At 73.9% G+C, this 25,698-nt stretch carries 19 protein-coding genes; 11 read left to right on the top strand and 8 right to left on the bottom strand.

Translation table 11 applies throughout. The annotated features are described in order from the left end of the window. Nucleotides 1–125: 125 nt before the first annotated feature. Genes treZ through glgX form a run of 3 tightly spaced genes read right to left on the bottom strand, consistent with a single transcriptional unit; the run spans nucleotide 126 to nucleotide 6,280 of the window. A complete protein-coding gene (gene treZ / locus J3R08_RS14885) occupies nucleotides 126–1,859 on the bottom strand; it encodes a malto-oligosyltrehalose trehalohydrolase (RefSeq protein WP_187693412.1) in 1,734 nt (577 codons plus the stop codon). Next, on the bottom strand, nucleotides 1,856–4,156 hold the full coding sequence (gene treY / locus J3R08_RS14880; protein ID WP_174537268.1) for a malto-oligosyltrehalose synthase: 2,301 nt from the start codon (nucleotides 4,154–4,156) through the stop codon (nucleotides 1,856–1,858). Before treY ends, treZ begins: the two co-directional genes overlap by 4 nt. Before the next feature lie 3 nt (nucleotides 4,157–4,159). After that, on the bottom strand, nucleotides 4,160–6,280 hold the full coding sequence (gene glgX / locus J3R08_RS14875) for a glycogen debranching protein GlgX (protein ID WP_209961664.1): 2,121 nt from the start codon (nucleotides 6,278–6,280) through the stop codon (nucleotides 4,160–4,162). 543 nt (nucleotides 6,281–6,823) lie between these two features. Between glgX and J3R08_RS14870 the strand changes: the two genes are divergently transcribed. The 10 genes from J3R08_RS14870 to J3R08_RS14825 all read left to right on the top strand — a co-directional run bounded on the left by J3R08_RS14870 (nucleotide 6,824) and on the right by J3R08_RS14825 (nucleotide 19,071). Next, on the top strand, nucleotides 6,824–7,042 hold the full coding sequence (locus tag J3R08_RS14870) for a hypothetical protein (protein WP_113973761.1): 219 nt from the start codon (nucleotides 6,824–6,826) through the stop codon (nucleotides 7,040–7,042). A 94-nt stretch (nucleotides 7,043–7,136) separates the two neighbouring features. Then, nucleotides 7,137–8,489: a glycosyltransferase family 2 protein gene (locus J3R08_RS14865; protein WP_209961662.1), complete on the top strand. Its 1,353-nt coding sequence runs from the start codon at nucleotides 7,137–7,139 to the stop codon at nucleotides 8,487–8,489. An 18-nt stretch (nucleotides 8,490–8,507) separates the two neighbouring features. Further along, a complete protein-coding gene (locus tag J3R08_RS14860; protein ID WP_209961660.1) occupies nucleotides 8,508–9,515 on the top strand; it encodes an ATP-binding cassette domain-containing protein in 1,008 nt (335 codons plus the stop codon). Then, nucleotides 9,512–10,306 (top strand): ABC-2 family transporter protein, encoded by a 795-nt coding sequence (locus tag J3R08_RS14855; RefSeq protein WP_069089834.1) that lies wholly within the window; start codon nucleotides 9,512–9,514, stop codon nucleotides 10,304–10,306. The genes J3R08_RS14860 and J3R08_RS14855 overlap by 4 nt, the downstream gene beginning before the upstream one ends. A gap of 7 nt (nucleotides 10,307–10,313) precedes the next feature. Beyond that, nucleotides 10,314–11,102, top strand: coding sequence for an ABC transporter permease (locus J3R08_RS14850; protein WP_245254740.1), 789 nt, complete (start codon nucleotides 10,314–10,316; stop codon nucleotides 11,100–11,102). A 1-nt stretch (nucleotide 11,103) separates the two neighbouring features. Continuing rightward, nucleotides 11,104–12,684 (top strand): hypothetical protein, encoded by a 1,581-nt coding sequence (locus J3R08_RS14845; protein WP_209961658.1) that lies wholly within the window; start codon nucleotides 11,104–11,106, stop codon nucleotides 12,682–12,684. After that, a complete protein-coding gene (locus J3R08_RS14840; protein WP_069089836.1) occupies nucleotides 12,677–13,558 on the top strand; it encodes a TauD/TfdA family dioxygenase in 882 nt (293 codons plus the stop codon). The genes J3R08_RS14845 and J3R08_RS14840 overlap by 8 nt, the downstream gene beginning before the upstream one ends. Next, nucleotides 13,555–15,459 (top strand): hypothetical protein, encoded by a 1,905-nt coding sequence (locus tag J3R08_RS14835; protein ID WP_209961656.1) that lies wholly within the window; start codon nucleotides 13,555–13,557, stop codon nucleotides 15,457–15,459. Before J3R08_RS14840 ends, J3R08_RS14835 begins: the two co-directional genes overlap by 4 nt. After that, nucleotides 15,456–17,405 (top strand): TOMM precursor leader peptide-binding protein, encoded by a 1,950-nt coding sequence (locus tag J3R08_RS14830; protein ID WP_209961654.1) that lies wholly within the window; start codon nucleotides 15,456–15,458, stop codon nucleotides 17,403–17,405. Before J3R08_RS14835 ends, J3R08_RS14830 begins: the two co-directional genes overlap by 4 nt. Before the next feature lie 268 nt (nucleotides 17,406–17,673). Further along, nucleotides 17,674–19,071, top strand: a complete 1,398-nt coding sequence (locus tag J3R08_RS14825; RefSeq protein ID WP_209961651.1) for a glycosyltransferase family 4 protein — start codon at nucleotides 17,674–17,676, stop codon at nucleotides 19,069–19,071. A gap of 179 nt (nucleotides 19,072–19,250) precedes the next feature. Here J3R08_RS14825 and J3R08_RS14820 read toward each other — a convergent pair whose 3' ends face one another. The 4 genes from J3R08_RS14820 to J3R08_RS14805 all read right to left on the bottom strand — a co-directional run bounded on the left by J3R08_RS14820 (nucleotide 19,251) and on the right by J3R08_RS14805 (nucleotide 24,319). Then, nucleotides 19,251–20,534 carry a citrate synthase gene (locus J3R08_RS14820; protein WP_209961650.1) on the bottom strand — a complete coding sequence of 428 codons (1,284 nt, stop codon included), beginning with the start codon at nucleotides 20,532–20,534 and terminating at the stop codon, nucleotides 19,251–19,253. Nucleotides 20,535–20,710: 176 nt separating this feature from the next. Continuing rightward, complete coding sequence (locus J3R08_RS14815) at nucleotides 20,711–22,756, bottom strand: sulfatase-like hydrolase/transferase (protein ID WP_043324533.1); 2,046 nt, start codon at nucleotides 22,754–22,756, stop codon at nucleotides 20,711–20,713. Further along, complete coding sequence (locus J3R08_RS14810) at nucleotides 22,749–24,164, bottom strand: methyltransferase domain-containing protein (protein WP_209961647.1); 1,416 nt, start codon at nucleotides 24,162–24,164, stop codon at nucleotides 22,749–22,751. Before J3R08_RS14810 ends, J3R08_RS14815 begins: the two co-directional genes overlap by 8 nt. Continuing rightward, nucleotides 24,161–24,319 carry a hypothetical protein gene (locus J3R08_RS14805; protein ID WP_166456093.1) on the bottom strand — a complete coding sequence of 53 codons (159 nt, stop codon included), beginning with the start codon at nucleotides 24,317–24,319 and terminating at the stop codon, nucleotides 24,161–24,163. Before J3R08_RS14805 ends, J3R08_RS14810 begins: the two co-directional genes overlap by 4 nt. Nucleotides 24,320–24,498: 179 nt before the next feature. On the opposite strand from J3R08_RS14805, the gene J3R08_RS14800 reads away from it, so the two are divergent. Next, nucleotides 24,499–24,900, top strand: coding sequence for a VOC family protein (locus tag J3R08_RS14800; protein ID WP_043324537.1), 402 nt, complete (start codon nucleotides 24,499–24,501; stop codon nucleotides 24,898–24,900). An 11-nt stretch (nucleotides 24,901–24,911) separates the two neighbouring features. Here J3R08_RS14800 and J3R08_RS14795 read toward each other — a convergent pair whose 3' ends face one another. Beyond that, nucleotides 24,912–25,658: a helix-turn-helix transcriptional regulator gene (locus J3R08_RS14795; protein WP_245254739.1), complete on the bottom strand. Its 747-nt coding sequence runs from the start codon at nucleotides 25,656–25,658 to the stop codon at nucleotides 24,912–24,914. Nucleotides 25,659–25,698: the final 40 nt, after the last annotated feature.

The following is a 25,698-nucleotide window of genomic DNA, read 5'->3' as shown; positions in this document are numbered from 1 at the left end:
GCTCCCACCCCGCCGATCTTGGAGTTGTGGTGGTTCGCAAACCCGGCATGCGCGACCTTCGAGGCGCCACAACTCCAAGATCGGCGCCGAGGGCCGGAGGCCCGGGGGCGGGGCCGCGGGGGCGGTCAGAGCGCCGCGATCGCGGCCGACTCCGGCGGCAGCTCGATTCCGTCGCGCATCACCGTGACGCCCTCGGACGTGGCGAGCAGCACCCGGCGTACCACCCCGGGCAGGTTGATCCGCTGCGCCCGGCCGGCCAGGTTCGCCACCACGAGCGTGTCGCCGCGCCGCATCACCAGGAACCGGTCCCCGTGGCGGACGTCGACCCGGTCCAGCCGGGGGTCGGACAGGTCGGCCCGGGAGCGGCGCAGCGCGATCAGCCGCCGGTAGAGGTCGTACGTCTCGCGGTGCTCGGGCTTGTCCAGCTCGGCCCAGTCCAGCCGGGACCGCAGGAACGTCTGCGGGTCCTGCGGGTCCGGCACGTCGTCGGTGGCCCAGCCGTGGTCGGCGAACTCGCGTCTGCGGCCGGTGGCGACAGCCGTCGCGAGTTCCGGCTCGGGGTGGCTGGTGAAGAACTGCCACGGCGTGGTGGCCGCCCACTCCTCCCCCATGAACAGCATCGGCGTGAACGGCGCGGTCATCAGCAGCGTCGCGCCGACGCGCAACAGGCCGGGCGACAGCGTGGCGGAGATCCGGTCGCCGGTGGCCCGGTTGCCGATCTGGTCGTGGTTCTGCAGGTACGCCACGAAGCGGTGGCCGGGCGTGCGCTGCCTGTCGACCGGGCGGCCGTGGCTGCGGCCGCGGAAGCTGGACCAGGTGCCGGCGTGGAAGAACCCGCCGGTCAGCACGTCGGTGAGGCACTCCAGCGAGCCGAAGTCGCCGTAGTAGCCCTGCCGTTCGCCGGTGAGCAGCGTGTGCAGCGCGTGGTGGGCGTCGTCGTTCCACTGCGCGTGCAGGCCGTACCCGCCCGCCTCGCGCGGCGTGATCAGGCGCGGGTCGTTGAGGTCGCTCTCGGCGATCAGCGACAGCGGCCGCCCGAGGTGCGTGGACAGCGCCTCCACCTCGGCGGCGACCTCCTCCAGCCAGTGCACGGCCCGGCCGTCCGGCATGGCGTGCACGGCGTCCAGCCGCAGCCCGTCGACGTGGTAGTCGCGCAGCCAGCCCAGCACGCTGTCGGCGATGTAGCGGCGTACCCCGTCGGAGTGCGGGCCGTCCAGGTTGACGGTGCGGCCCCAGGTGTTGCTCTGCTCGGTGAGGTACGGCGCGAACCGCGGCGCGTAGGCCCCGGAGGGCCCGAAATGGTTGTAGACGACGTCGAGGATCACCCCCAGGCCCTTGGCGTGGGCGGCGTCGACGAACCGTTTCAGGCCGTCCGGGCCGCCGTACGGCTCGTGCGGCGCGAACCAGCAGACGCCGTCGTAGCCCCAGTTGTGCTCGCCGTTGAACGCGTTGACGGGCAGCAGCTCGACCATGTCCACGCCGAGGTCGACGAGGTGGTCGAGCCTGGCGATCGCCCCGTCGAACGTGCCTTCCGGGGTGAACGTGCCGATGTGCAGCTCGTACAGCACGCTGCCGGGCAGTTGCCGGCCGGTCCAGGCGGCGTCGGTCCAGGCGAACGCGGCGTGGTCGTAGAGCCGGCTGGGCCCGTGCACCCCGGCCGGCTGCCAGGCCGAGCGGGGGTCGGGCAGCGCCTGGGCGTCGTCGTCGAGCAGGAACGCGTAGTCGGTGCCGGGCCCGGCGCCGGGGACCTCGACCCGCCACCAGCCGTCCGGCGCCTGACGCATCGCGTGGTCGGCGACGCCGGGCAGGCGCAGCCGCACCCGGGCGGCCTCGGGCGCCCACACCGTGAACTCGGTCATGCGGCGGCCTCCACAGAGTCGGTGGGTGCGAGGAGGGCGACGGGGTAGGTGCTCAGCAGATCATGAAGAAGCAGCTCAGAACCACTGTAGACCCGTCCGGTGAACAAGTCGGTGCACTCGTGAACGGGAAGTGACAGCGCCGTGTCCCGCCAGCCGCCGGAGCGGGCCAGCCGCAGCGGCAGCCGGGTCGCCACCGCGACCGCCCCACCCCGGTCGAAGGCCACCGCGTGCGCGGCGGCCGGGCCGCGCGCGGGCACCGGCCGGTAGCCGCCGAACAGGTCCGGGCGGTCGCGGCGCAGCCGCAGCGTCCGGGACACCACGAGCAGCTTGGCCGCGCCGTCGGCGGCCACCGCGGGCCGCCAGCCGGCGTCGAGCCGGGCCAGCAGGTCCCGGCGTACGGTGAAGTCGACCGGCCGCCGGTTGTCCGGGTCGACGAGCGAGTTCTCCCACAGCTCGGTGCCCTGGTAGACGTCGGGCACACCGGGCATGGCGAGCTGGACCAGCTTCTGCCCGAGCGCGTTCGACCAGCCGGGCGGCGTGATCTCGGCGGCGAACGCGGTGATCTGGGCGTGCAGCTCCGGGTCGTCGTACATCCGGTCGACCAGGGCGTGCAGCTCGTGCTCGAAGCCCGGGTCCGGGTCGGCCCAGCTGGTGGTGACGGACGCCTCCCGGGCGGCCTTCTCGGCGTACCCGTGCAGTCGTTCCCGTTCGATCGGCCACGCCCCGACGGCGGTCTGCCAGAGCAGGTGGGCCAGCGCGGGGTCGGCCAGCGGCGCGCGCGACATCCAGTCGGCGACCCGTTCGGCCCAGCGGCCGGGCAGCTCGGACAGCACCGCGAGCCGGGCGCGGACGTCCTCGCCGCGCTTGGTGTCGTGGGTGGACAGCGCGGTCATGCTCGCCGGCCAGCGCACGTGCCGGGCGGCGGCGAAGCGGTGCAGCTCGGCCGCTGGCACACCGAAGTGGGCCGGGCTGCCGCCGACCTCGTTGAGCGCGACGAACCGGCTCCACCTGTAGTACGCGGTGTCCTCCACGCCCTTGGCCATCACCGCGCCGGTCAGCTGCGGGAACCGGGCGGCCAGCTCGTGGCCGGGGTCGCGCAGCCGGGCGGTGACCTGGTCGAGCACGCCGGTCAGGTCGGGACGGCGGCGGCCTGCCTCGCTGCGGGCGGCGGCCAGGTGCCGGGCGCCTTCGGGCGGGTATCCGCGGTAGACCGGGAAGCACGCGGCCAGCTCGGCCAGGGCGGCGCGGACCTGCTCGCCGGGCAGCTCCGGCACGAGCGCGGCCAGCCGGGTCAGCTCGGCGGCGAGCAGCCGGGTGGCGGCCTCCAGCTTGGTGGCGTGCGTCAGGTCCGCCCAGGACGTGTGCCGGCCGGTGAGCCGGCCGTCGAGCGCGGTGAAGTCCGCCTCGGCGTCCGGGTCGACGAACAGCCCGGACACGGCGGCCAGCGCGTCGTAGCCGGTGGTGCCGTCGACCGGCCAGTCCGGCAGGTCCTCGCCGTACTCCAGGATCTTCTCCACCACGAGCCAGCTCTGCGGCGCGGCGGCGCGCAACCGGGCCAGGTAGCCGGCCGGGTCGCGCAGCCCGTCCGGGTGGTCGACGCGGATGCCGTCGACCTCCCCGGCGTCGACCCAGCGCAGGATCTCCGCGTGGGTGGCGTCGAACACCTCCGGGTCCTCCACCCGCAGGCCGGCCAGGTCGGACACGGCGAAGAACCGGCGGTACGTCAGCTCGGCGTCGCCGCGCCGCCAGTTCACCAGCTCGTAGTGCTGCCGGTCGTGCACCTGCCGGGGCGTGCCGTCGCCGGTGCCGTCGGCCACCGGGAACCGGTGCTCGTGGTAGCGCAGCTCCCCGTCGACGAGCTTCAGGTCGTCGAGCGCGTCGGCGCTGTCGGCGAGCACCGGCAGCAGCAGCCGCCCCCGGTCCCAGTCGATGTCGAACCAGCGCGCGTACGCCGAGTCGCGTCCCCGCCGCAGCACGTCCCACCAGGCCGGGTTGGCCTCGGGCCGGGCGACGCCGGCGTGGTTGGGCACGATGTCCACGACCAGGCCCAGCCGGGCCGCGCGCAGCGCCCGGACCAGCCGGGCCCGGGCGGGCTCGCCGCCGAGCTGCGGGTTGACCGCGCGGTGGTCCACCACGTCGTAGCCGTGCGTGGAGCCGGGCGTGGCGGTGAGCAGGGGCGCGGTGTAGAGGTGGGTGACGCCGAGCGCGGCGAGGTAGCCCGCCAGCTCGGCCGTGGCGTCCAGGTCGAAGCCGGGACGCACCTGGACCCGGTAGGTCGAGCGGGGGGTGTCGGGCATGGGTCAGGCCGTCCTCTCCAGGACCAGCAGCGAGCGGTCCGGCACGCAGACCGTGCCGCCCGCCTCGACCAGTGTCGTCTTCTCCGGGTCGGGTTCCGCGGTGCTGATCACCAGCTCCCACCGGCTGCCGAACTCCTCGCCAGGCAGCGTGAAGTCCAGCGGCGCGTCGTGCGCGTTGAACAGCAGCAGGAACGAGTCGTCCCGGTGGCGCTGGCCGTACTGGCCGCGTTCCCCGATGCCGTCGCCGTTGACGAACAGGGCCACCGAGCGGCCGAAGTCGTTGCCCCAGTCCTCGCCGGTCATCTCCCGGCCGTCGGGGGTGTACCAGGCCAGGTCCGGCAGTCCGGAGCCGGCGGCCCGGCCGCCCACCGGCAGGCCGGTGAAGAACCGGCGGCGGCGGAACACCTGGTGCCGGTTGCGGAAGTCGGTGAGCCGGCGGACGAAGTCCAGCAGCTCGTCGTCGGCCCGGTCCCAGTCCACCCAGGCGATCTCGCTGTCCTGGCAGTAGGCGTTGTTGTTGCCGCGCTGGGTGCGGCCCAGCTCGTCGCCGTGGCCGAGCATCGGCACGCCCTGGGACAGCATCAGCGTGGCCAGGAAGTTGCGCCGCTGCCGGGCCCGCAGCGCGCGTACGCCCGGGTCGTCGGTCTCGCCCTCGACGCCGCAGTTCCAGGACCGGTTGTGGCTCTCCCCGTCCCGGTTGTCCTCGCCGTTCGCCTCGTTGTGCTTGTCGTTGTAGGAGACCAGGTCGGCCAGCGTGAACCCGTCGTGGCAGGTGACGAAGTTGATGCTGTGGAACGGGCGGCGGCCGTCGTCCTGGTAGAGGTCGGCGGAGCCGGAGATGCGGGAGGCGAACTCGGCGAGCGTGGCCGGCTCGCCGCGCCAGAAGTCGCGTACGGTGTCGCGGTACTTGCCGTTCCACTCGGTCCACTGCGGCGGGAAGTTGCCGACCTGGTAGCCGCCGGGGCCGACGTCCCACGGCTCGGCGATGAGTTTCACCCGGCCGACCACCGGGTCCTGCTGCACCACCTCGAAGAAGGTGGACAGGCGGTCCACCTCGTAGAACTCGCGGGCCAGCGTGGCCGCCAGGTCGAACCGGAAGCCGTCGACGTGCATCTCGATCACCCAGTAACGCAGCGAATCCATGATCAGTTGCAGCGAGTGCGGGCTGCGGACGTTGAGGCTGTTGCCGGTGCCGGTGTAGTCGACGAAGTAGCGCCGGTCGTCCTCGGAGAGCCGGTAGTAGCTGGGCGTGTCGATGCCCTTGAAGCTCAGCGACGGCCCGAGGTGGTTGCCCTCGGCGGTGTGGTTGTAGACCACGTCGAGGATGACCTCGATGCCGGCCGCGTGCAGCGCCTTGACCATGCCCCGGAACTCCTGCACCTGCTGGCCCAGGCGGCCCAGCGCGGAGTAGCCGTGGTGCGGGGCGAAGAAGCCGATGGTGTTGTAGCCCCAGTAGTTGCGCAGCCCCAGGTCGGCCAGGCGGTGGTCGTGCACGAACTCGTGCACCGGCATCAGCTCCACCGCCGTGACGCCGAGCCGTTTGAAGTGCTCGATCATCACCGGTGAGGCGATCGCCGCGTACGTGCCGCGCAGCTCCTCCGGGATGCCCGGGTGGCGCATGGTCAGCCCGCGCACGTGGGCCTCGTAGATCACCGAGTGGTGGTACGGGGTGCGCGGCGGCCGGTCGTTGCCCCAGTCGAAGTACGGGTTCACCACGACCGACTTCGGCATGTACGGCGCGGAGTCCTCGGTGTTCATCCGGTCCGGGTCGCCGCCGACCTCGTAGTCGTAGACCGACGGGTGCCACATGATCTCCCCGTCGACCGCCTTCGCGTACGGGTCGAGCAGCAGCTTGCGCGGGTTGCAGCGCAGCCCCTCGGCCGGGTTCCACGGCCCGTGCACCCGGTAGCCGTAGCGCTGGCCGGGCTCGACGCCGGGGATGTAGGCGTGCCAGACGTACGCGTCGACCTCGCGCAGCTCCACCCGGCGCTCGGTGCCGATGTCCCACTCGTCGAACAGGCAGAGCTCGATCTTCTCCGCCACCTCGGAGAAGATCGCGAAGTTGGTGCCCATCCCGTCGTAGGTGGCGCCGAGGGGGTAGCTCTCGCCCGGCCAGACCTGCATGTCGCTCCTTCGGCCCATGATCGTGAGCGCAGCGGACAGGGGGCCGCCGATGCGCACGCCGGTGATGCCCAGTCGTACGCCTCGTCAATCCACCCGTTCGGACGGTAACCGAAATCCGCCCTCGTGGGGCCGGATGTCACGTTCGGGCCCGCCTGCGGCGATCGGGGCCACCCGTCCCGGCATTCCATAGCCGGGGTCGGCGAATAAGCAGGTCACTTCACAATAGAGGGTCGCCCGCATTCATTGACACCTTCCCCTACTTAATCTTCTCGTTACATCGTCTTCACGCGATCGGAGAAGGAGGCAATTGATGCGGTGATTCATCGTTCGACCCCACCTGACCTGGGCGTCTCGAATAGTGGATCCCGGAACTACGCCGCGTCACCGCCCGGAATCTTTCCGTTCCCGACCGGCCTTCACCTGCGCGAATTGACGGTTCCGCCTCGCTTTATCTCCCTGTTACATCAGCGCGGTGCGAATCCCGCCAGTACCGGCCTACGCTTCGTTCCACTGTCCACATCGATCCGAAAAGAGGATGAATCGATGGGTGAAAGCAGGAACTTGTCGATCGACCTGTCCGACCTGGACACCACAGCGGTCTCCTGGTCGGGCGCCGGCGACGAGGCGTCGGCAGGGCTGTACGCCATGCCGACGGGCGGCGGGATCACGCTGACCGACCCGTCCGCCATGGGCAAGGGCTCCTGCGGCGGCGCCGCGTGCCAGGGCCGGCCGATCCAGTGGTGCTGCGTCAACTGCCACTGATCATCGCGGAGCCGCCGGCGATCGCCGGCGGCTCCGTCCCATCGTCAGCGCGGCCGGTGGCCCGGCTCGTGGGACAAGCGGAGAGGTACGTCAGATGAGCGTTGAACCCGGTCGAGCCGTCGAGCTGAGCGTGGTGATCCCCACCCACGCGGACGCCCCCTGCCTGGAGCTCACGCTGCGGTCGCTGCGGCGTCAGACGCTGGACCCGGACCGCTTCGAGGTCATCGTCGTCCGCGACGGCGGGGACGGCAGCCAGTACGCCGGCATCGCCGACGCCGGCAAGGGGCTGCGCCTGCACTTCGTCGAACGGCCCGAGCGCGGCGGCCGGGCGGCGGCCCGCAACGAGGCCGCGCGCCGGGCGACCGCGCCGCTGCTGTTGTTCCTCGACGCCGACTCGTACGCCACGCCGGACCTGCTGCGCCGCCACCTCGACCACCACCGCGACCCGTCCGCGCCGGCGGTGCTGATGGGCCGGCGCGACGAGACCGGCATCGAGCACGTGCACGCGGCGCTGGCCGACCAGCCGACCATGCCCGTACCCCGGCTGCGTGGGCGCGGCGGCGGCGACATGCGGTTCGGGACCGAGGAGGGACCGTCCGGCGACGACTGGCTGCTGGCCGGGTGGCTGTTCTGCTTCACCCACAACGCCTCGGTGCGCCGGGACGTGTTCGAGGCGGTCGGCGGCTTCGACGAGGGCTTCGGCCTGCGCTGGGGCCTGGAGGACATGGAGCTGTTCTACCGGGTGCACGCGCACCTCGGCGTACTCAACCGCAACTTCGCCTACGACGACCTGGCCGCCGTCTACCACCTGCCGCACCACCGCAACGTCATCCAGAACTGGAACGACTTCATGGACAACCTGGATCGGGTCGCGCTCAAGTACCCGGTCGTGGAGTGGGAGTTCGCCGGGCCGGTGGACGTGGCCCGCGCGGCCGAGCGGGTGGTGCACTACCGCCGGGCGATGGACGACTGCGTACGCCGCTCCTGGTGCCGGATCGGGCCGGCGGTGCAGCGGCTCGCCGGTCGCCTGCCCGGCGACCGGGTGCTGTGGGTCGGCACCGGCAGCGCCGAGGCCGGGCTGCCCGACGGCGCGCTGACCTACGACTACGGGGCGCCGGCCGGTCCGGCCAACTTCCACCTGGTCGGGATCAGGCCACCGGTCGCCGCGGACAGCCTGGACGCCGTGGTCAGCGTCGACTTCTGGCGGTACCTCTACTGGGAGGACCTGTGCCAGTTCGTCAACGTCGCCGGTGCCCTCGCCGACGAGGTGCACCTGGTCTCCACCGGCGCGGAGCTCTCGGCGCGGTTCGACCCGGACCCGGCGAGCCTGGGCTACCTCGGCCGGGTCATGGGCGCCGCGTTCGAGACCACCCTGACCGAGGTCGACGGCCTCGGCACGGTGCTGCGGCTGCGCCCGCACCACCGTGCCGCCGTCGCGGCCGGCTGACCGGGAACGACAACGCCGATGCCAGTGATCGAGGCCAGTGGCCTGACCAAGCGGTTCCGGATCGCCGACAAGCAGCCGGGCCTGCGCGGCTCGCTGCGCCATCTCGTACGGCCACGACACGTCGAGCACGTGGCGGTCGACGGCGTCGACCTGTCGATCTCCGCCGGCGAGGCGGTCGCGTACGTCGGGCCCAACGGCGCCGGGAAGTCGACGACGGTCAAGCTGCTCACCGGCATCCTGCACCCCACCGCCGGGCGGGTACGCGTCTGCGGCCTCGACCCGCACCGCGACCGGCACGCCAACGCCCGCAACATCGGCGTGCTGTTCGGCCAGCGCAGCCAGCTCTGGTGGGACCTGCAGGTCCGCGACTCCCTCGCGCTGCTGCGCGACATCCACCGCATCCCCCGGGCCCGGTACGCGGCACGCCTGGAGGAGTTCGACGCGCTGCTCGGGCTCGGCCGGCTGCTGCCGGTGGTCGCCCGGCAGCTCTCGCTCGGCCAGCGGATGCGAGCCGACCTGGCCGCCGCGCTGCTGCACGCACCGCCCGTGGTGTTCCTCGACGAGCCGACCATCGGGCTGGACATCGTCGCCCGGCAGGCCGTCCGGGACTTCCTGCGGGCCCAGCGCGCGAGCGGGACCACGGTGCTGATGACCACGCACGACATCGGTGACATCGAGCAGGTCTGCCGCCGGCTCGTGATCATCGACGGGGGCCGGATCATCTTCGACGGCTCGATCGACGCCGTCCGCCGGCTGGTCGCCGACCAGCGGACCGTGCACCTGACGCTCGGCGCCGACTGGCACGGCGACCTCGACGCCGACCTGCCGGGCGTCCGGCTGGTCCACGACGGGTCGGCACGGCAGATCGCCGTCACGTTCGACCACGGCGCGTACGGCGCGGGCGAGATCGTCTCGGTGGTCGCCCGCCGGGCGCCGGTGGTGGACATCCGGATCGACGAGCCGTCCATCGAGGACGTGGTGCGCCGGGCGTACGCCGGCGAGCTGAGCCCGTCGGTGCCGGCATGAGGGCGTACCTGACGCTGGCCCGGATGTCCTGGTCGACGCTGCTGATCTACCGGGGCGAGTTCCTCCTCCAGCTCACCGGGGTCGTGGTGCAGACAGTGGCGCTGTTCGCGGTCTGGCAGGCGGTCTTCGCCGGCGCGGCCGGCGGCGAGGTGGGCGGGTTGTCCTGGGAGCAGATGAAGGGCTACCTGGTGGTGGCGTTCCTGACCGGGGCGCTGCTGTCGAGCTTCACCGACGCGCAGATCGCCGGCCCGGTGCTGCACGGCACCGTGGCGCTCGACCTGGTCCGGCCGATCGACTACCAGCTCTCGCGTTTCGCGCTGTCGCTCGGATACGTCGTCGGTGAGGTGCTGACGGTGGCGGTGATGGCGGCGACGCTGGTGTCGGCGTTCGGCGGCGCCGCGCTGCCCGCCGCCGGGCAGGCCGGGCTGTTCCTGCTCAGCCTGCTGGCGGTGGTGCCGCTGAAGTTCGGCCTGGTCTACCTCGTCGGGCTGCTGTGCTTCTGGACCGGCAACTTCCACGGGCTGAGCCTGTCCCGGGTGGCGGTCACCAACATCCTCTCCGGGGCGCTGGTGCCGATCGCGTTGTTCCCCGGCTGGCTCCAGGTCGTCTGCCAGCTCTCCCCGTTCCCCGGCATCGTCTCCACCCCGGCGCTGATCTACCTGGGGCAGGTACGGGGCGCCGAGGCGGTGACGCTGATCGGCGTACAACTGCTCTGGGTTCTGGTGTTGTGGGGCGCGGCCCGGCTGCTGTGGTCCGCGGGCGTGCGGCGGCTGACCGCGCACGGCGGGTGACCGGCCGATGATGCACGAGGCACGGATCTACCGCCGGCTGCTCGGCGCGCATCTGCGGGCGGTGCTCGAGTACCGCGCCGACGCGCTCCTGACCATCGGGGCGACGGTGCTCGGTCAGCTCGCCGGGCTGGTCTTCGTGGTGATGGTGTTCCGGCAGGTGACCGCGCTCGGCGGGTGGACCCGCTGGGAGGTGCTGTACGTCTGCGCCATGGTGATGCTCGCCGAGGGCGTCGGCTCCCTGCTGTTCGAGGGGACCTGGCATCTCGGCGGCCTGGTCAACCTCGGCCTGCTGGACTACCTGCTGGTCCGGCCCTACCCGGTGGTGCTCCAGGTCACCGGCAACGCGGTCGGGTTCAACGGCCTCGGCAACGTCGGGTTCGGCGCGGCGCTGCTCGGCGCCGCGGCCGTCCACCTCGACCTGGCCTGGACGCCGCTGACGGTGCTCTGGGCGGTGGTGCTGCTCGTCAGCGGGGTGCTGGTCAAGCTGGCGGTCAACCTGGCCACCAACGCTGTCGTCTTCTGGCTGCTGAGCCCGTCCAGCTCGCTCGCGGCGAGCGTGCACACCCTGGGCGATCTGGCCCGCTATCCGCTGACCCTGTACGGCACCGGCCTGCGCTCGCTGCTGACGCTCGTACCCGTCGCGTTCGTCGGCTACTTCCCGACGGCCGCGCTGCTGGACAAGGGCGCCTCGACCACGGCGGGCGCGCTCACCCCGGTCGTCGCGGCGGCCTGCGCGGCCGGGGCGTGGGCGGTCTTCCGGGCCGGGTTGCGCCGGTACGAGAGCGCGGGCAGCTGAGATGGCAGCCTCGCGGGCCGGCGTCGCCGGCCAGTACCTGGCGGCGGTGCGGGACGACACCGGGCAGCCGACGGCGTACCTGCCGCCGTGCGGCAAGCGGTACCCGGGCGCGACCCGCCGGCCGCTGCGGTGGCCCGGCCCGGGGTCCGTGCCGCTCGGCGACGGCTGCCTCGACCGGCTCAGCGCGATGCTGCTCGGGTACGCGCCACGCCGGGCGGAGACGATCACGCTGGCCGGACTGTCCGCGTTGACCGGCGCCCCGTCGGACACGCGCACGCCGTCGCGGCTGCTGCCCGGCTGGCACACGCTGCGCCGGTCGGTGCCCTCCGGCGGGGCGTTCCACCCCAACGAGATCTACCTCGCCTGGGCCGGCTCCCCCGACCTCGCGGCCGGCGTCTACCACTACGACCCGCCGCACCACTGCCTGGAACTGCTGCGCCCGGGCAGCCCGGCCGCCCGGCTCGACCGGCTCCTCGGGGTCGCGGCGGCGCCCCGGCACGCGCTGCTGCTGACCCACCGGCCGTGGAAGAACACCAGCAAGTACGGGGCGTTCGGCTACCGGCTGGGCATCGTCGACTCCGGTGTCCTGCTGGCCCAGCTGCTCACGTCGCCGGTGGACGCGACACCGCGCCTGGACCTCGATCCGGCGCTCGCCGGTGAGCTGCTCGGACTCGACGCCGAACTGGAGGCCCTCTACGCGGCGATCGAGTTCCCCGCGCACGCGGACGTCCCCGGGACACCGCTCGCATCCGGCGGGCCGCCCCCGGCGACCGGGCTGGACCACGACCGGCTCGGCCACGACGCCGCCCATCCGAGCGCGGTGGCGCTGCACCGGGCAAGGTACGACCGGTACGCCGACGCCGAGCCACCCTCGGCCGACCGTCTTCCGGCCGACGGCGTCCCGGCCCGGCGCCTCCCGGCGGACCGCCTTCCGGTGGGTCCGGCGGCGGGCCGGGCGCTGGACCTGCCGCCGGCCCGGCCGCTCGACCTGGTCGCGGCCGCCGCCCGCCGCGCCTCCGCCGCGAACCTCGGCCCGGGGCTGACCGCCGGGCAGGTCGCCGACATCCTGGCCTGCGCCGCCGGCCGGGCCGGTTCGCCGGCCCTGGCGGCGCTGGCCCGGCAGCCGCTGTACCCGGAGCTCTGGTGCCTCGCCCGGGCCGTCGACGGCATCCCGGCGGACGCGTACCGCTACCAGCCGCACCACCGGCTGGTGCCGACCGGGCCGCCGGGAGCGGCCGACGACGCGGCGGCGTACCCGCACCGGGTCGACCGCCGGATGGTCACCCGCGGCGCGACCCTCTACCTGGTGCACGCCGGGAGCCGGCCCGTCGACCAGCTCTCCCCGGCCTCGTTCCACCGGCTGCACCTGCTCGCCGGTGTGGCCCTTCACCTGGCCGGGCTCGCCGCCACCGCGACCGGCGCGGCGAGCCGGGCGCTGGGCGGCCTCACCGCCGACGCGGTCGCCGCCCGGCTCGGCCTGCCGGACGGGGCGTCCCCGCTGACACAACTGCTGGTCGGCACGCCCGCGCCGCGTCCCGGGGTGCTGGCGGCCCATCTCACCGAAGGGAACCCTCATGGCTGAACAGGACGTTCCGGCGCTCGTCGGCACCCCCACGCCGGACGCGGTGCTCGCGGCGGTCGCCGAGCACGGCGCGGTGCTGCTGCGCGGCGGGTGGCGGCACGAGGACTACGTCGCGCTCGGCGACGCGCTGATGACCGCGTCGCCGTACCAGGGCGGGTTCCACGACGAGCGGGACGTGATCGGCGGTGACCCGACGACGACCACAGTCACCCGGGGAACGCAGGGCATGCCGCTGCACCGGGAGGCGTCGTACGCGCCCGGCGCGCCGGACCTGCTGATGTTCCGGTGCGAGCGGCCCGCCGCCGACGGCGGGGCCACGACGCTGTGCGACGGTCTCGCGCTGCTGGCCGCCCTGCCCGCCACGGTCCGCGCCGCCTGCGAGGAACTGACGCTGCGCTGGGAGAGCGAGCTGCCCACACCGGTGTGGCAGCGGATGTGCGGCACGACCGACCCGGCGGCGGCGGAGCGGATGCTGCGGCAGTGGGAGCCGTACCTGCGGCCGTGGGAGTCGATCCACATCGACGTGGACGAGGACGCGATGACTGTCGGCTTCGGCACCCGGTGCACGCCACCGACCCTCTTCGAAGGTGTGCCGGCGTTCTGCAACTCGCTGTTCATCAGCCGCCCTCAGCCCGGCGAGTACCACGACCGGCGGCTGCGGGTGCGCTCCGGTACCGGCGCGCCGGTGCCCGAGGACCTCGTGGCCACCGCCGCGGACGTCGCCGCGCGGCTGACGGTGGCGGTGCCGTGGCGGTCCGGTGACGTGCTGGTCGTGGACAACTCCCGGTACCTGCACGGCCGGCAGGCGTTCACCGACGCCGGACGCGCGGTCGCGGTGCGGATGGGACACCTGCGGAAGGAGGGGGCCGCGTGAGGGTCAAGCTCCGCGACGACCTGATGTACGTGCCGGTCGACGACGGCGTGTACCTGGAGACGGGACTCGCCGGCACGCACCTGGCGGGCGCGTCGGCGTACGGCCTCGTGCAGCGGCTCGCCCCGCATCTGGACGGCACCCGCACGGTTCAGGCGCTGACCGCGGGTCTGCCCCCGGCGCAGCGGCAGCTCGTCACCGACCTGGTCCGGATGCTGGTGCGGCGGGGCATCGCCCGCGACCTCGACAGCGAGCCGCCACACACGTTGCGGGACTGGGAACTCGACACCTACCGGGACTCGATCGCGTTCGCCGAGCACGTCACCGACGCGCCGCTGAGCCGCTTCGAGGCGTTCCGCGACGGGCGGGTGCTGCTCGTCGGCGCCGGCGCCGGCATGCTCGCGCTCGTCCAGACGCTGTTCGAACTCGGGCTGCGTACGGCCTCGCTGGTCGAGACCACCGAGACCGGCACCGAACGCGACGGCTTCCGGCGGATCGTGCAGCGGCGTCGAGCCGAGGATCCGACGACCGGGCTGACGCTGCTGGACGCGGCCGCCGCCCTCGACACCGACGAGGGGCTCGCCGGCCTGCTGACGGGGTACGACGCGGTGCTGCACTGCGCCGCCCGTCCGATGGCCGGGCGGGCGACGCGGCTGAACCGGGCGGCCCGGGCGATCGGGGTGCCGGTCCTGCACGCGGTGCCCGGCGGCGCGGAGGCGTGGATCGGCCCGACCGGCGGCGGCGTCACCGGCGGCTGCTGGGAGTGCGGCCTGCTCAGCCGGCAGGGCGCCGGGCTCCCCCCGGGTGACGCCGACGAGCCCGACACGACGTCCGAGTGGCTGTCGGGGCCGGTCTGCGGCCTGATCGGCGCGGCGCTCGGGTTCGCGTACCTGCGCCACCGGATGGGAGCGGAGACCACCGCGACGAACCGGATGACCCGCGTGGACCTGGAAACCGCTGTGACCAGCGAGCATCTGCTCGACGTGCACCCCCGCTGCCGCTCCTGCCGGCCCCCGGCCCCGTACGCCGATCTCGCCGCGCACGTCGACGCGATGGCCGCCCGCACGCCGGTGGGCGTCGAGGAGTTCGTCGCCCGGATGCCGTTCCTGGTCGACGCGCGGCTGGGCCCGCTGCTGGCCATCGACACCGGCGCCCACTCGCAGATCTCGGTCAGCTGCGTCGAGGCGACGGTCGTGGACCTGGCCGGCGGCGCACCGCGGCTGCTCACCGCCGTCGGCGCAAGCCGGGAGCAGGCGCTGCTGCGCGCCGCCACGGCGGCACTGGAGACGCTCGCGGCCCGGGCCTGCGCCGGCGACGCCGCCACGGTGTGGTGGGACACCGCGCGTGGCGCTGTCGTCGACGCACGGCCGGACGGCGTAGTGATCGCCGGCGGTCACACCTGGGCGGAGGCGCGCGGCCGGGCGATCCTGAAACTGCGACGCGCGGCCGCGACCCCACCCGAGGTCGCCGACGGTGGGCCGCCCGGCGGCTGGCTCGACCGGGCGCGGTGGCCGGAGCCGACCCGCGTCATGGCACACGAGCTGGCCCTCCTCGGCCACGAGCCGCGGGCGTGGCACGACGGATCGAGCACCCCGACCGTGTTCGTCGCCGTCGGCGGCGGATGGGTCGCCCGCAGCTGCGCCACCGACACGGACACCGCCCTGGCGAACGCGATGCAGGCGGCGGTCGCCGTCCTGACCGGACGCCGCCCGGACGGCGCCGAGATCGGGCCGGACGTGGGCGGCCACGACTGGGACACGGCGCTGCCGCCGCTGCTGCGCGAGCTGGCACGGGACGGACGGTCGCTGCTGGTGCGGCCCGCCGACTCGCTGCCCGGGGCGCAGCGGGTGATGCCGTTCATGATCAGGGCGGCGTGGTCGCCACGAGCGGGGAGCAGCGCATGACCGACGTCACGACCACACCGGCCGTCCCCGCCCCGTCCGACGTGGCGCCGCGTCCCGGCCTGCGGATCCTCGGCGTCGGCGCCCTGCGCCGGGCGGTGGAACAGGCGCTGGGCGCCGCCCCGGTCACCGACGTCGACGTCTTCGTCGTCGACGGGCCACCGGAGGACGTCGACGTGGCCGCCCGGGCTGCCGCCGACGCCGGCCGGTCCTTCCTGCCGGTGTACACCACGCCGCGCGGCGTACGGATCGGCCCGTTCGTCACACCCGGCCGGCCGGGCTGCCACCACTGCCTCCAGGTGCGGCAACGCCGGGCGCGGACCACCGGGACACCGCACCGGTCCGCGCTGTGGCAGGGGCTCTACGACGGCACCGTGCAGCCCGCCCGGCCCGTCCTCGGCCCGCCGGTACGCGCCGCGGTCGCCGCGCTCGTGGCCGACGAGCTGCGCCGGGTCGCGCAGGGCGGCGACGGCCGGTGCGCGGAAGCGGTGCTGGAGGTCGCCACGGCCTCGATGGCCGTCAAGCGGCACCGGTTCGTCCCCGAACCCGGCTGCCCGGTGTGCGGCCCGTTGCCGGACGACGGCCCGGCCGCCGGCACCTTCACGCTGACGTCCCGGCCGAAGCGGGCACCGGACGACTACCGGGCCCGCAGCCTTCCCGACGAGCACCTCGCCCTGCTGGCGGCGCTGCACGACGAGGAGACCGGGCTGCTGTCGTCGATCACCGTCCACCACAACCATCCGATGGTCCTCGCCGGCGCGATCGGTGGCCCGTTGTGCTGTGGTGAACTGGCCGGCTACGGCCGGACCTTCACCTACCCGGCGAGCGTGGCCGTCGCCGTCGCCGAGGCGCTGGAACGGCTCGGCGGCAACGTGCCACGCGCCCGCCGTACCGTCACCCGCGCCTCGTTCCGCGAGCTCGGACCGCGGCGGGCCGTCGAGCCGACGGAGTTCGGGCTGCCGCCCGCGCCGCCCGACGACCACGCGGTCGCATACGACCCGGACCGGCCCGTGGAATGGGTGTACGCGTACTCGTTCCGGCGCGGCGGCCCGGTGCTGGTGCCGGAGACCTTCGCCTACTACGGCTCGCACGGCACGGGTTTCGGTCCGGAGTGCTCAAACGGCTGCGCGCTGGGCGCGAACCTCGAAGAGGCGATCCTGCACGGCATCTTCGAAGTCGCCGAACGGGACGCCTTCCTGTCCACCTGGTACGCCCGGCTACCGGTGCCGCGCGTGGACCCGATGACCTCCGCCGACCCGATGACCCGCGTGCTCGTCGACTGGATCCAGCGCACCACCGGCAGCCGCCTGGACGTCTTCGACATCACCATGCCCGAAGGCGTCCCGGCGGTCTGGCTGATGCTCGTCGACGACGAGGTGCGGCCGGGACGTCCCCGGGCGTTCTGCGGCGCCGGGGCGCACCTGGACCCGGAGCGCGCCCTGTGGTCCGCGCTGGTGGAGCTCGCCAGCGTCGCCGAGGCCACCCGGGAGATGGTCGCCGAGGACACCACCGCCCCCGGCCTGGTCGCCGACTCCGACCTGGTCCGGACCATGGAGGACCACCTGCTGGCGGCGGCCGACCCGGACGCCTGGCCGCGCTTCGCGTTCCTGTACGAGCGCGACGAGATCCGGTCCATGGCGGAGGCGTTCCCACCGGCGGCGCGCTACCGCCCGGCCGCGGACCTGCTCGACGACCTGCGGCACGTGACCGGACGCTACCTCGACGAGGGCCTGGACGTGGTGGTCGTCGACCAGACCGCCCGCGAGCAGGAGGCCGTCGGCCTCACCAGCGTGAAGGTGCTGATCCCGGGGCTGCTGCCGATGACGTTCGGTCACCGCAACCGGCGCGTCGACCTGCCCCGGCTGCGCGAGCTGCCGGTCCGGCTCGGACACCGGGCCGAACCGCTCGTCCCGGAGGAGATCAACCCGTATCCGCACCCGTTCCCGTGACCGTCCCATGTGCGCGGAGGCGTCGGAGAGTGATGAGGATCGCTCACCGCGCGCGAGAGGATCCGGCACAGTAGGTTGGCAGGGTGACTGGACGGTTCCGGTTGCCGATCGACGTCAGCACCCTCCCGGTGGCCCGCGATCGGTATCCGGCCAGGCCGTCGTCGGCGAGCTGGTGCCGGCGCCCGGCCGGCCGTCCGGTCGCTCCTGACCACCGCTCGACGCCGCCACCGCTGCCGGCGTGCCTCACCCTGCATGGACGGAGATCGACGTGACCACTCTGCGGGTCGGCGCGCAGCCCGCCACCGCGACGGACCGGCTCCACCGGCCCACTCTCACCTCCCGCCCGGCCCCGCCGTCGCCGGCCGGGGCCGGGCCCCGGACCCGGCGCATCCTGATGCTGTCGTGGGAGTACCCGCCGGTGCTCGTCGGCGGGCTCGGCCGCCACGTCCACGCGCTGTCCGTGGCGCTGGCCGCCGCCGGGCACGAGGTCACGGTCGTCACCCGCCACGCCGAGGGCGCTCCCCTGGAGGAGTACGCCGACGGCGTCCGTATCGTCCGCGCCGCCGAGGACCCGGTCACCTTCCCCCTGGCCACCGGGTCACTGCTGGCCTGGACGATGGCGTTCAACCACACGCTGACGCGGGCCGCGCTGCGCGCCGCCTCGTCCGGCGCCTACGACGTGATCCACGCCCACGACTGGCTCGTCGCGCACACCGCGATGACGCTGCGCGAGCACCTGGACGTGCCGCTCGTGACCACCATCCACGCCACCGAGGCGGGCCGGCACCAGGGCTGGCTGCCGGAGGAGATGAACCGCACCATCCACGGCGTCGAGCACTGGCTCGCCGGCGAGTCCGGGCGCGTGATCGTGTGCTCCGGCTACATGCGCGACGAGGTGGGCGCGCTGTTCGGCGTGGACGCCGCCCGCGTCGACGTGGTGCCCAACGGCGTCGAGCCGCACCGCTGGCGGGTGCCCGCGTCGGCGGTCGCCGCCGCCCGGACCCGGTTCGCCGCCGACGGCCCGCTGGTCACGTTCGCCGGTCGCCTGGTGTACGAAAAGGGCGTACAGCACCTGCTGGCCGGGCTGCCCCGGCTGCGCGACCGGCACCCCGGCCTGCGCGCGGTGATCGTCGGCGACGGGCCGTACCGGGCGGACCTGGAGGCCGAGGTGCACCGCCTCGGGCTGGGCGGCACAGTCAGCATGCCCGGGTTCCTCGGCGGCGCCGACCTGCCCGCGGTGATGGCCGCCTCGGACTGCTTCGCGGTGCCCAGCATCTACGAGCCGTTCGGCATGGTGGCGCTGGAGGGGGCCGCCGCGGGGGCGCCGCTGGCGGTGGCCCGTACCGGTGGGCTGGCCGAGATCGTCGAGCCGGGCGTCACCGGGATGACGTTCGCCCCGCACGACCCGGACGGGCTCGCCGAGGCGGTGCACGCGCTGCTGTCGGACCGGGACCGGGCCCGCGTGCTCGCCCGGCGGGCCCGCGCCATGGTCCACGAGCGGTACGGCTGGGCGGCCATCGCGTCCCGCACGGCTGCCGCGTACGCCGCCGCGATCGCCGGCGACCCGTCGTTCACCGCCGCCCGCGCCCAGCACCGCATGACACACGGCCGGCCCACGCCGCGCGTCCCCGAGGGCAACCTCCTCACCGCCGCCGGCCTGCGGTAAAGGAAGGGCCCCCTATTAACGCCTCGGGTAGAGGAAGGGCCCCTTGTTAACGCCCCTCCCCCCGGTGCACAGGACGAAGGCCGCCGACCCTGCTCGGGTCGGCGGCCTTCGTCGTCCGCGTGTTAAAAGGGGGCCCCTCCTCTACCGGAGGCGTTAAGAAGGGGCCCTTCCTTGCACGCTCAGCGCTTGTCGGCGGGGATGTACTCCCGCTCGGTGGCGCCGGTGTAGATCTGCCGCGGGCGACCGATCTTGGTCTCCGGGTCGTTGATCATCTCGCGCCACTGCGCGATCCAGCCGGGCAGGCGGCCCAGCGCGAACAGCACCGTGAACATCTTCGTCGGGAAGCCCATGGCCTTGTAGATCAGGCCGGTGTAGAAGTCCACGTTCGGGTAGAGCCGGCGGGACACGAAGAAGTCGTCGGCGAGCGCGATCTCCTCCAGCTGCACCGCGAGATCGAGCAGCGGGTCCGGCTTGGACATCCGGCCGAGCACGTCCTGGGCGGCCTTCTTCACGATGGCGGCACGCGGGTCGTAGTTCTTGTAGACCCGGTGCCCGAAGCCCATCAGCTTCACGCCGTCCTGCTTGTCCTTCACCTTCTGCACGAAGGAGCGGACGTCGCCGCCGTCGGCCTGGATCTTCTGGAGCATCTCCAGCACGGCCTGGTTGGCGCCGCCGTGCAGCGGGCCGAACAGCGCGTTCACGCCGGCCGAGACCGAGGCGAACAGGTTGGCGTTGCTGGAGCCGACCAGCCGCACGGTGGAGGTGGAGCAGTTCTGCTCGTGGTCGGCGTGCAGGATGAACAGCATGTCCAGCACCCGGGCCACCACCGGGTCGACCTCGTACGGCTCGGCCGGCACGCCGAACGTCATCCGCAGGAAGTTCTCGACGTAGCCGAGCGAGTTGTCCGGGTACAGCAGCGGCTGCCCGATCGACTTCTTGTACGCGTACGAGGCGATGGTCGGGACCTTCGCCATCAGCCGCACCGTGGACATCTCCACGTGCTCGGAGTCGAACGGGTCCAGGCTGTCCTGGTAGAAGGTGGAGATGGCGCTGACGGCCGAGGAGAGCACGGCCATCGGGTGCGCGTCACGGGGGAAGCCGTCGAAGAACCGGCGCATCTCCTCGTGCAGCAGCGAGTGCCGCCGGATCCGCTCGCTGAACTCCGACAGCTGCGCCTGGGTCGGCAGCTCGCCGTAGATCAGCAGGTAGGAGACCTCCAGGAAGGAGGACTTCTCGGCCAACTGGTCGATCGGGTAACCCCGGTACCGCAGGATGCCGGCATCACCGTCGATGTAGGTGATGGCGGACGAGCAGGACGCGGTGTTCACGAAACCGGGGTCGTACGTGGTCATCCCGGTTTCCTTGAGCAGCTTGCTCACCCCGATCCCGGCGGGGCCCTCAACCGCGGACTGCACCGGCATCGACAGCTGCCCACCGGGGTGGTCGAGCTTGACTTCCGTCATCTGTTCCTCGCTTCGCCGGCAAGATCTTCGTTGAATTGCCTTCGCTTCTACCGTAATCACGGCGCGGAGAACACCGCTCGTCATGGTTTCGGGGTGAGGTGTGCGTCACCTGTTTCCCGGCCAGGCCGTCCGGAAACCGGTTGGGAGCGCGACCATGGGCGCCGGCCGGGGGCCCGTCACGACAGCGTGAGCCGCCGCAGCGCCCCTTCGTCGCCGACCCGGTAGAGGTCGAGCCGGTTGGCGCCGGCGGCGAAGAGCCGGTCGTCGGGGAGGAACGCCGCGAACCGCCGGCCACCGGCGTCCGGGGGCACTACCGGCGCCACCGCCCCGACCGTGCCGTTCACCGCGACGGCGAGCCGTGTCCCGTCGGGCACGTCGTCCGGGACCGTCCCCCAGACCAGCGCCGGCAGGCCGCCGCGCGCCGGGTCGACCGCGTCGAACGCGTCCCGGTTCGCCACCGTGGCGGACCCGCCCACCGGCACGTTCCCGACCCGGGTCCCGACGAGCGGATCAGCGGCCGGCGGCGGGAGCGGGGCGGGCACCCCGCCGGTGATCGTCACCGGCTGGCCGGGGCGGTCGTAGAAGCGTTTGTCGGCTCGCTCCCGCGGAGCCGCCTTGGCCGACCGGCCGTCCATCTGCCAGGGCACCCGCATGTGGGTCTCGTCGGCGATCGTGGGCAGCAGGTCCACGTGCTCCCAGTTGCGGTCGTCCACCCGGCCGGCGCGCTGGCCGGGTTCCTTGACGAACATCGGCACCCAGGCCACCTCGTTGGCGGCGTGCTCGATGGCGTCCATCCCCCGCCCCTGCCAGTCCCGCCGGAAGCTCACCCCGTGGTCGGCGGTGACCACCACCAGCGCCTTGTCGTAGAGACCGGTGGCGCGCAGCGTCCGCAGCGTCTCGCCGATCAGCCGGTCGGTGTAGCCGAGCTGGGCCAGGTGCCGGGCGCGGGCCAGGTCGACCCAGCCGGTCCCGTCGTTGGGCAGGTCCTCCGGTGCGGCGTAGTGCGCCCCGGACGGCAGGTACGCCCACGGCGAGTGCGGCATCAGCAGGTGCAGGAAGTGCAGCGTGGGCCGGGGGTCGGGGCGCAGCCCGGCCAGGAACGAGGTGAACCGGGCCGGCTGGTTGTCGTCGAGGGTGTCCCAGCGGAACTTGGGGTCGTCCGGCACCGGCTCGGCGGCGTCCAGCCCGGCCTCGGCGGCGGTCCGCTCGCGGTAGGAGTCCTCCGGGTCGACGCGGCTGTCCACCGGCGCGGCGATCCGGCCCATCAGCTTGCCGCTCTCCCGGACCAGCACCCCGAGCCCCTGCTCCGGCGTGGTGGCCTGCTCGCAGCGGCTGGGCGGGCAGAGCCGGGTGATGCTCTCCTCGGCCTTGATCCGGTAGAGGCCCCCGAGCGCGGTGAACAGGTTGTCCGGGTACTGCGAGTAGTGCGGCGCCGCGCCCTGCTCCGGGTAGCGCCCGGTGAGCATCGCCGGCAGCGCGTAGGGCGTCCAGCCGCTGACGCCGGTCGCGTTGGGGTACCACGTCGACCCGGCCGCGAGCGCGGCGAAGTTCGGGTAGCGTTCGGCGTCGATGCGTCCGTCCGGGCCGAGCAGGGACACCAGCGGCAGCTCGTCCAGCACGATCATGACCACCGGCGGATGCGCGCCCGCGCCGGCGATCCCGGCCGCGCCGCCCTCGCCGCGCGGCAGCACCACCGCCGAGGCGGGCGAGGCGAACAGGAACAACCCGACGAACACCAGCGGCCCGGCGGCGGCCACCCGCAGCACCCGCCGGGGCACCCGCCACCGCCGGTGCGCGGCCGCCCCGGCGGCTCCGGCCACACCGGCGGCGACGAGCAGGGGTACGCCCCGAAGCGGCGTGACGTGCCGGCCGACCTGGACGGCCAGCGCGGCGAGCAGCAGGCCGACGAAGGTGGCGTGCACGGCGGCCCGGATAAGGCGTCCGGCGGGCACTGCCAGCGCGCCGAGCAGCGCGAACGGTACCGTCGGCGCGAGCGCGATCAGGGCGACCAGAAGCAGCACGTCGCCCCGGGACGCGCGGTGGAACAGGAAGAAGTCGGGGCTGCGGCCGAGCACGTCGAGCAGCGGCTGGGTCACCACCAGCCCGACCAGCGCGGTCACCTCCGCCAGCCGCGCAAGCTCGGACCGCCACCAGGGCGGGCGTTCCCGCCGGTCCGGGCCGGCCGTGTGGTCCCGGGGTGGCGCGAGGGTGCGCTCAGCCACCCACCACCACCTGGTAGAGCGTCCGGGTGCCGGACGGCAGCTCGGTGCGGGCGACCACCCGGCCCCGGCGGGCCAGCAGCGCCTCGAAGGCGTCGCGCCGGTAGTCCGGGAACAGGCCGTCGGGCTTGTTGGCGAGCAGGCGGCGGGCCATCGGATCGTCCGGGTGGACGAACTCCACCACCAGGCTGCCGCCGGTGGCGGTGAGCGCGGTGAGCTGGTCCAGCACCTCGGGCAGCGGCACGTTGCGCCCGATCGCCAGGTGGTGCACGACGGCCAGGGCGAGCACCACGTCGGCGCGGGCCCGGTCGGCGAACGCGGCCCGCTCGACGCCGCGCCAGCCGCCGCCGGGCGACGGGTCGGCCAGGTCCATCACCAGCGGCAGGATCCGCGTCTCGCCCTCGTCGCGCAGCGCGCGGTAGAGCGTGTCGACCACGGCCGGGTCCTGCTCGACCGCGACGACGTGCGCGGCGTGCCGGGCGGCGATGCGGGAGTACCGGCCGTCGTTGGCGCCCAGGTCCAGCGCCGAGCCGCCGCCGGTGGCGGCCACCGCGCGGTCGACGAACTCCTCCTTGGCCTGCCGGTCCGGCACCGAGTACGCGCAGGTGCGCTGGTAGTCCGCCCAGTGGCTGTCGCCGGGCCGGTGGTCGAGGCGGCGGACCAGTTTCGTCAGCCCGCGTACCGTGGCCAGCGCCAGTTCGCGGGAGAAGCCGGCGGCGCGCAACTGGGCGCGGACGTCGGTGGTGCTCGCGGCGGAGTTGCGGGCCTGCATCGCGCCGTGCAGGTGCACGTGGGTGGGCACGCCGGCCCGCCAGCGCCGGGCGCCGCCGAACAGCCGGCGCATCTGGTCCGGCTCGACGCCGTCGACGCGGGCCCTCAGGAACGGCTGGAAGTCCAGCCCGAGGTGGGCCTGGATCAGCAGCGGGTAGAGCAGCGTCTGGCAGAACTGCCGGTAGCCGGCCCAGGGTTCGCCGTCGCGCAGCGCCTCGAACGAGCCGACGTCGATGAAGACGGGTCGCGCGCCGCGCCACTGCACGTTGTACGCCGAGCCGTCCTTGGTGGTGAAGCCGGCCTCCAGGGCGGCGCGCAGCACGTCGAGGTGCAGCAACGCGGCGTCGCGCAGCATCGCGTACGACCACTCGTAGGGGTGCGAGACGAACGGGATCCGCTCGTGCCGCAGCACCGCCGCCCACTGCGTGTCGACGGGGGTCGGGGTCAGCTCCTCGGTGGCGACGATCTGCCCCCGCTCGGCCGCGCGGCGGAAGAAGTCGGTGACGGACAGCGCACGCCAGTCCCGGGCGGAGCGCTCGTCGAGCCCGCGCAGCACCTCCTCGCCCCGGTGGAACACCCGGTTGCCGGGGTCGCGGAAGGAGCCGGGCTCGACGCGGACGCCGGTGTCGGGGACCGTCACGCCGTGGGGCCCTGGTCGCTGGGCTGACGGCGGAACCGGGACACCAGGCGGCGCCAGTAGAGCTTGGCGGCCACGGCCACTCCGGCCACGCCGCCGACCACCGCCTGCACGATGAGACTGCCCGATCCCGCGTCCAGGTAGGCCAGGTGGGTCACGGCTGCTTCCTTCCGTCGCCGGTCGTCAGTGCGCGCCCGGAATGCGAGCTTTCGTGCTTCGCGCCGGACTTGTCCCCCACCGTAACGCCTCGGGCGTCGCACGCGGGGCCACACCGGCCACTCGTCCCCCGTCCGATCCGTTCAAGACGGGCCGGACCGGTCGCGCCTACCGTGACGCCATGACACCGCAGTTCGATCTGGTCGGGGCCGTGGTCACCGACATGGCCCGCACACTCGACTTCTACCGGCGGCTGGGGCTGCCGATCCCGGCCGGCGCCGAGACGGAAGGGCACGTGGAGGTCACCCTGCCGAACGGCGTACGGCTGGCCTGGGACACGGTCGAGGTGATCCGCAGCTTCCACCCCGACTTCGACCCGTCCGGCGGCAACAACCGGATGAGCCTGGCCTTCCGGTGCGCCGACCCGGCCGAGGTGGACCGCTGGTACGCCGAGCTGACCGCCGCCGGCCACCACGGGGAGCTGCCCCCGTGGGACGCGTTCTGGGGCCAGCGGTACGCGGTCCTGCACGACCCGGACGGCAACGGCGTGGACCTGTTCGCCCCGCTGCCGGCGGGCGACTGAAAGGCGGCCGGTCAGGCGGTGGCCGGGGCGAGCAGCCGCGACGGGGGCACCCCGGCCAGCTCCCGCACCTCGCGGGTCAGGTGGGCCTGATCGGCGTACCCGCTGCGCGCGGCCACCTCGGCGAGCGGCGCGCCGGCGCGGGCCAGGTCCAGCGCCCGGCGCATCCGCAGGATGCGGGCGAGCGTCTTCGGGCCGTACCCGAACAGGGTCAGGCTGCGGCGGTGCAGGGCCCGCGCGCCGAGGCCGACCTCGGCGGCGGTCGCGGCGACGGTGGCCCCGGCGGCCAGGCGGGCGGCGACACGCGCGCCGACCGGGTCGGGGCCGCCGGCCGCACGCAGCCGGTCGCGGGCGACCCGGGTGAGCACCCCGGCGGCGCTACCGGCGCCCGGCGCGGCCAGCGCCGCCTCGACCCGCTCGGTCACCTCGGCGGCGGCGCGGCCCCACAGGTCGGCCAGCGGGACGCGGCGGTCGCGCAGTTCCTCGGCGGGCACGCCGAACACGGCCGGGCCGGTGCCCGGCGGCAGGCGCAGCCCGATCCACCGGTCCCCCGGCGCGGACCGCGACAGGTGCGCGGTGCGGTCCGGACCGGCCACCAGCAGCCCGGACCGGCTGGACCAGAGCAGGTCCAGGCACCCGTCCGGCAGCACCCGCGTCTCACCCCCGCCGGACACGCTGCCCCACAGCACCGCGCCCGGAACCCCCGCCGCCCCCCACTCCCGGTACACGCCCCCAACCCTGCCACCCGCCCCGTCGATCATGAAGTTGACGGTGCCGGCGCCCGGCGTGTCGCGCCGCCAA

It is taken from the genome of Micromonospora sp. HB375 (assembly GCF_017872985.1).
GTDB classification, from domain to species: Bacteria; Actinomycetota; Actinomycetes; order Mycobacteriales; family Micromonosporaceae; genus Micromonospora; species Micromonospora chalcea.
This window is presented reverse-complemented; position numbering and strand designations above follow the sequence as displayed.

What these genes read in the sequence shown, in the direction of transcription:
- treZ (WP_187693412.1), bottom strand. Translation starts at nt 1,859, where the DNA reads ATGACCGAGTTCACGGTGTGGGCGCCCGAGGCCGCCCGGGTGCGGCTG.
- treY (WP_174537268.1), bottom strand. Translation starts at nt 4,156, where the DNA reads ATGCCCGACACCCCCCGCTCGACCTACCGGGTCCAGGTGCGTCCCGGC.
- glgX (WP_209961664.1), bottom strand. Translation starts at nt 6,280, where the DNA reads ATGCAGGTCTGGCCGGGCGAGAGCTACCCCCTCGGCGCCACCTACGAC.
- J3R08_RS14870 (WP_113973761.1), top strand. Translation starts at nt 6,824, where the DNA reads ATGGGTGAAAGCAGGAACTTGTCGATCGACCTGTCCGACCTGGACACC.
- J3R08_RS14865 (WP_209961662.1), top strand. Translation starts at nt 7,137, where the DNA reads ATGAGCGTTGAACCCGGTCGAGCCGTCGAGCTGAGCGTGGTGATCCCC.
- J3R08_RS14860 (WP_209961660.1), top strand. Translation starts at nt 8,508, where the DNA reads ATGCCAGTGATCGAGGCCAGTGGCCTGACCAAGCGGTTCCGGATCGCC.
- J3R08_RS14855 (WP_069089834.1), top strand. Translation starts at nt 9,512, where the DNA reads ATGAGGGCGTACCTGACGCTGGCCCGGATGTCCTGGTCGACGCTGCTG.
- J3R08_RS14850 (WP_245254740.1), top strand. Translation starts at nt 10,314, where the DNA reads ATGATGCACGAGGCACGGATCTACCGCCGGCTGCTCGGCGCGCATCTG.
- J3R08_RS14845 (WP_209961658.1), top strand. Translation starts at nt 11,104, where the DNA reads ATGGCAGCCTCGCGGGCCGGCGTCGCCGGCCAGTACCTGGCGGCGGTG.
- J3R08_RS14840 (WP_069089836.1), top strand. Translation starts at nt 12,677, where the DNA reads ATGGCTGAACAGGACGTTCCGGCGCTCGTCGGCACCCCCACGCCGGAC.
- J3R08_RS14830 (WP_209961654.1), top strand. Translation starts at nt 15,456, where the DNA reads ATGACCGACGTCACGACCACACCGGCCGTCCCCGCCCCGTCCGACGTG.
- J3R08_RS14820 (WP_209961650.1), bottom strand. Translation starts at nt 20,534, where the DNA reads ATGACGGAAGTCAAGCTCGACCACCCCGGTGGGCAGCTGTCGATGCCG.
- J3R08_RS14800 (WP_043324537.1), top strand. Translation starts at nt 24,499, where the DNA reads ATGACACCGCAGTTCGATCTGGTCGGGGCCGTGGTCACCGACATGGCC.
- J3R08_RS14795 (WP_245254739.1), bottom strand. Translation starts at nt 25,658, where the DNA reads ATGATCGACGGGGCGGGTGGCAGGGTTGGGGGCGTGTACCGGGAGTGG.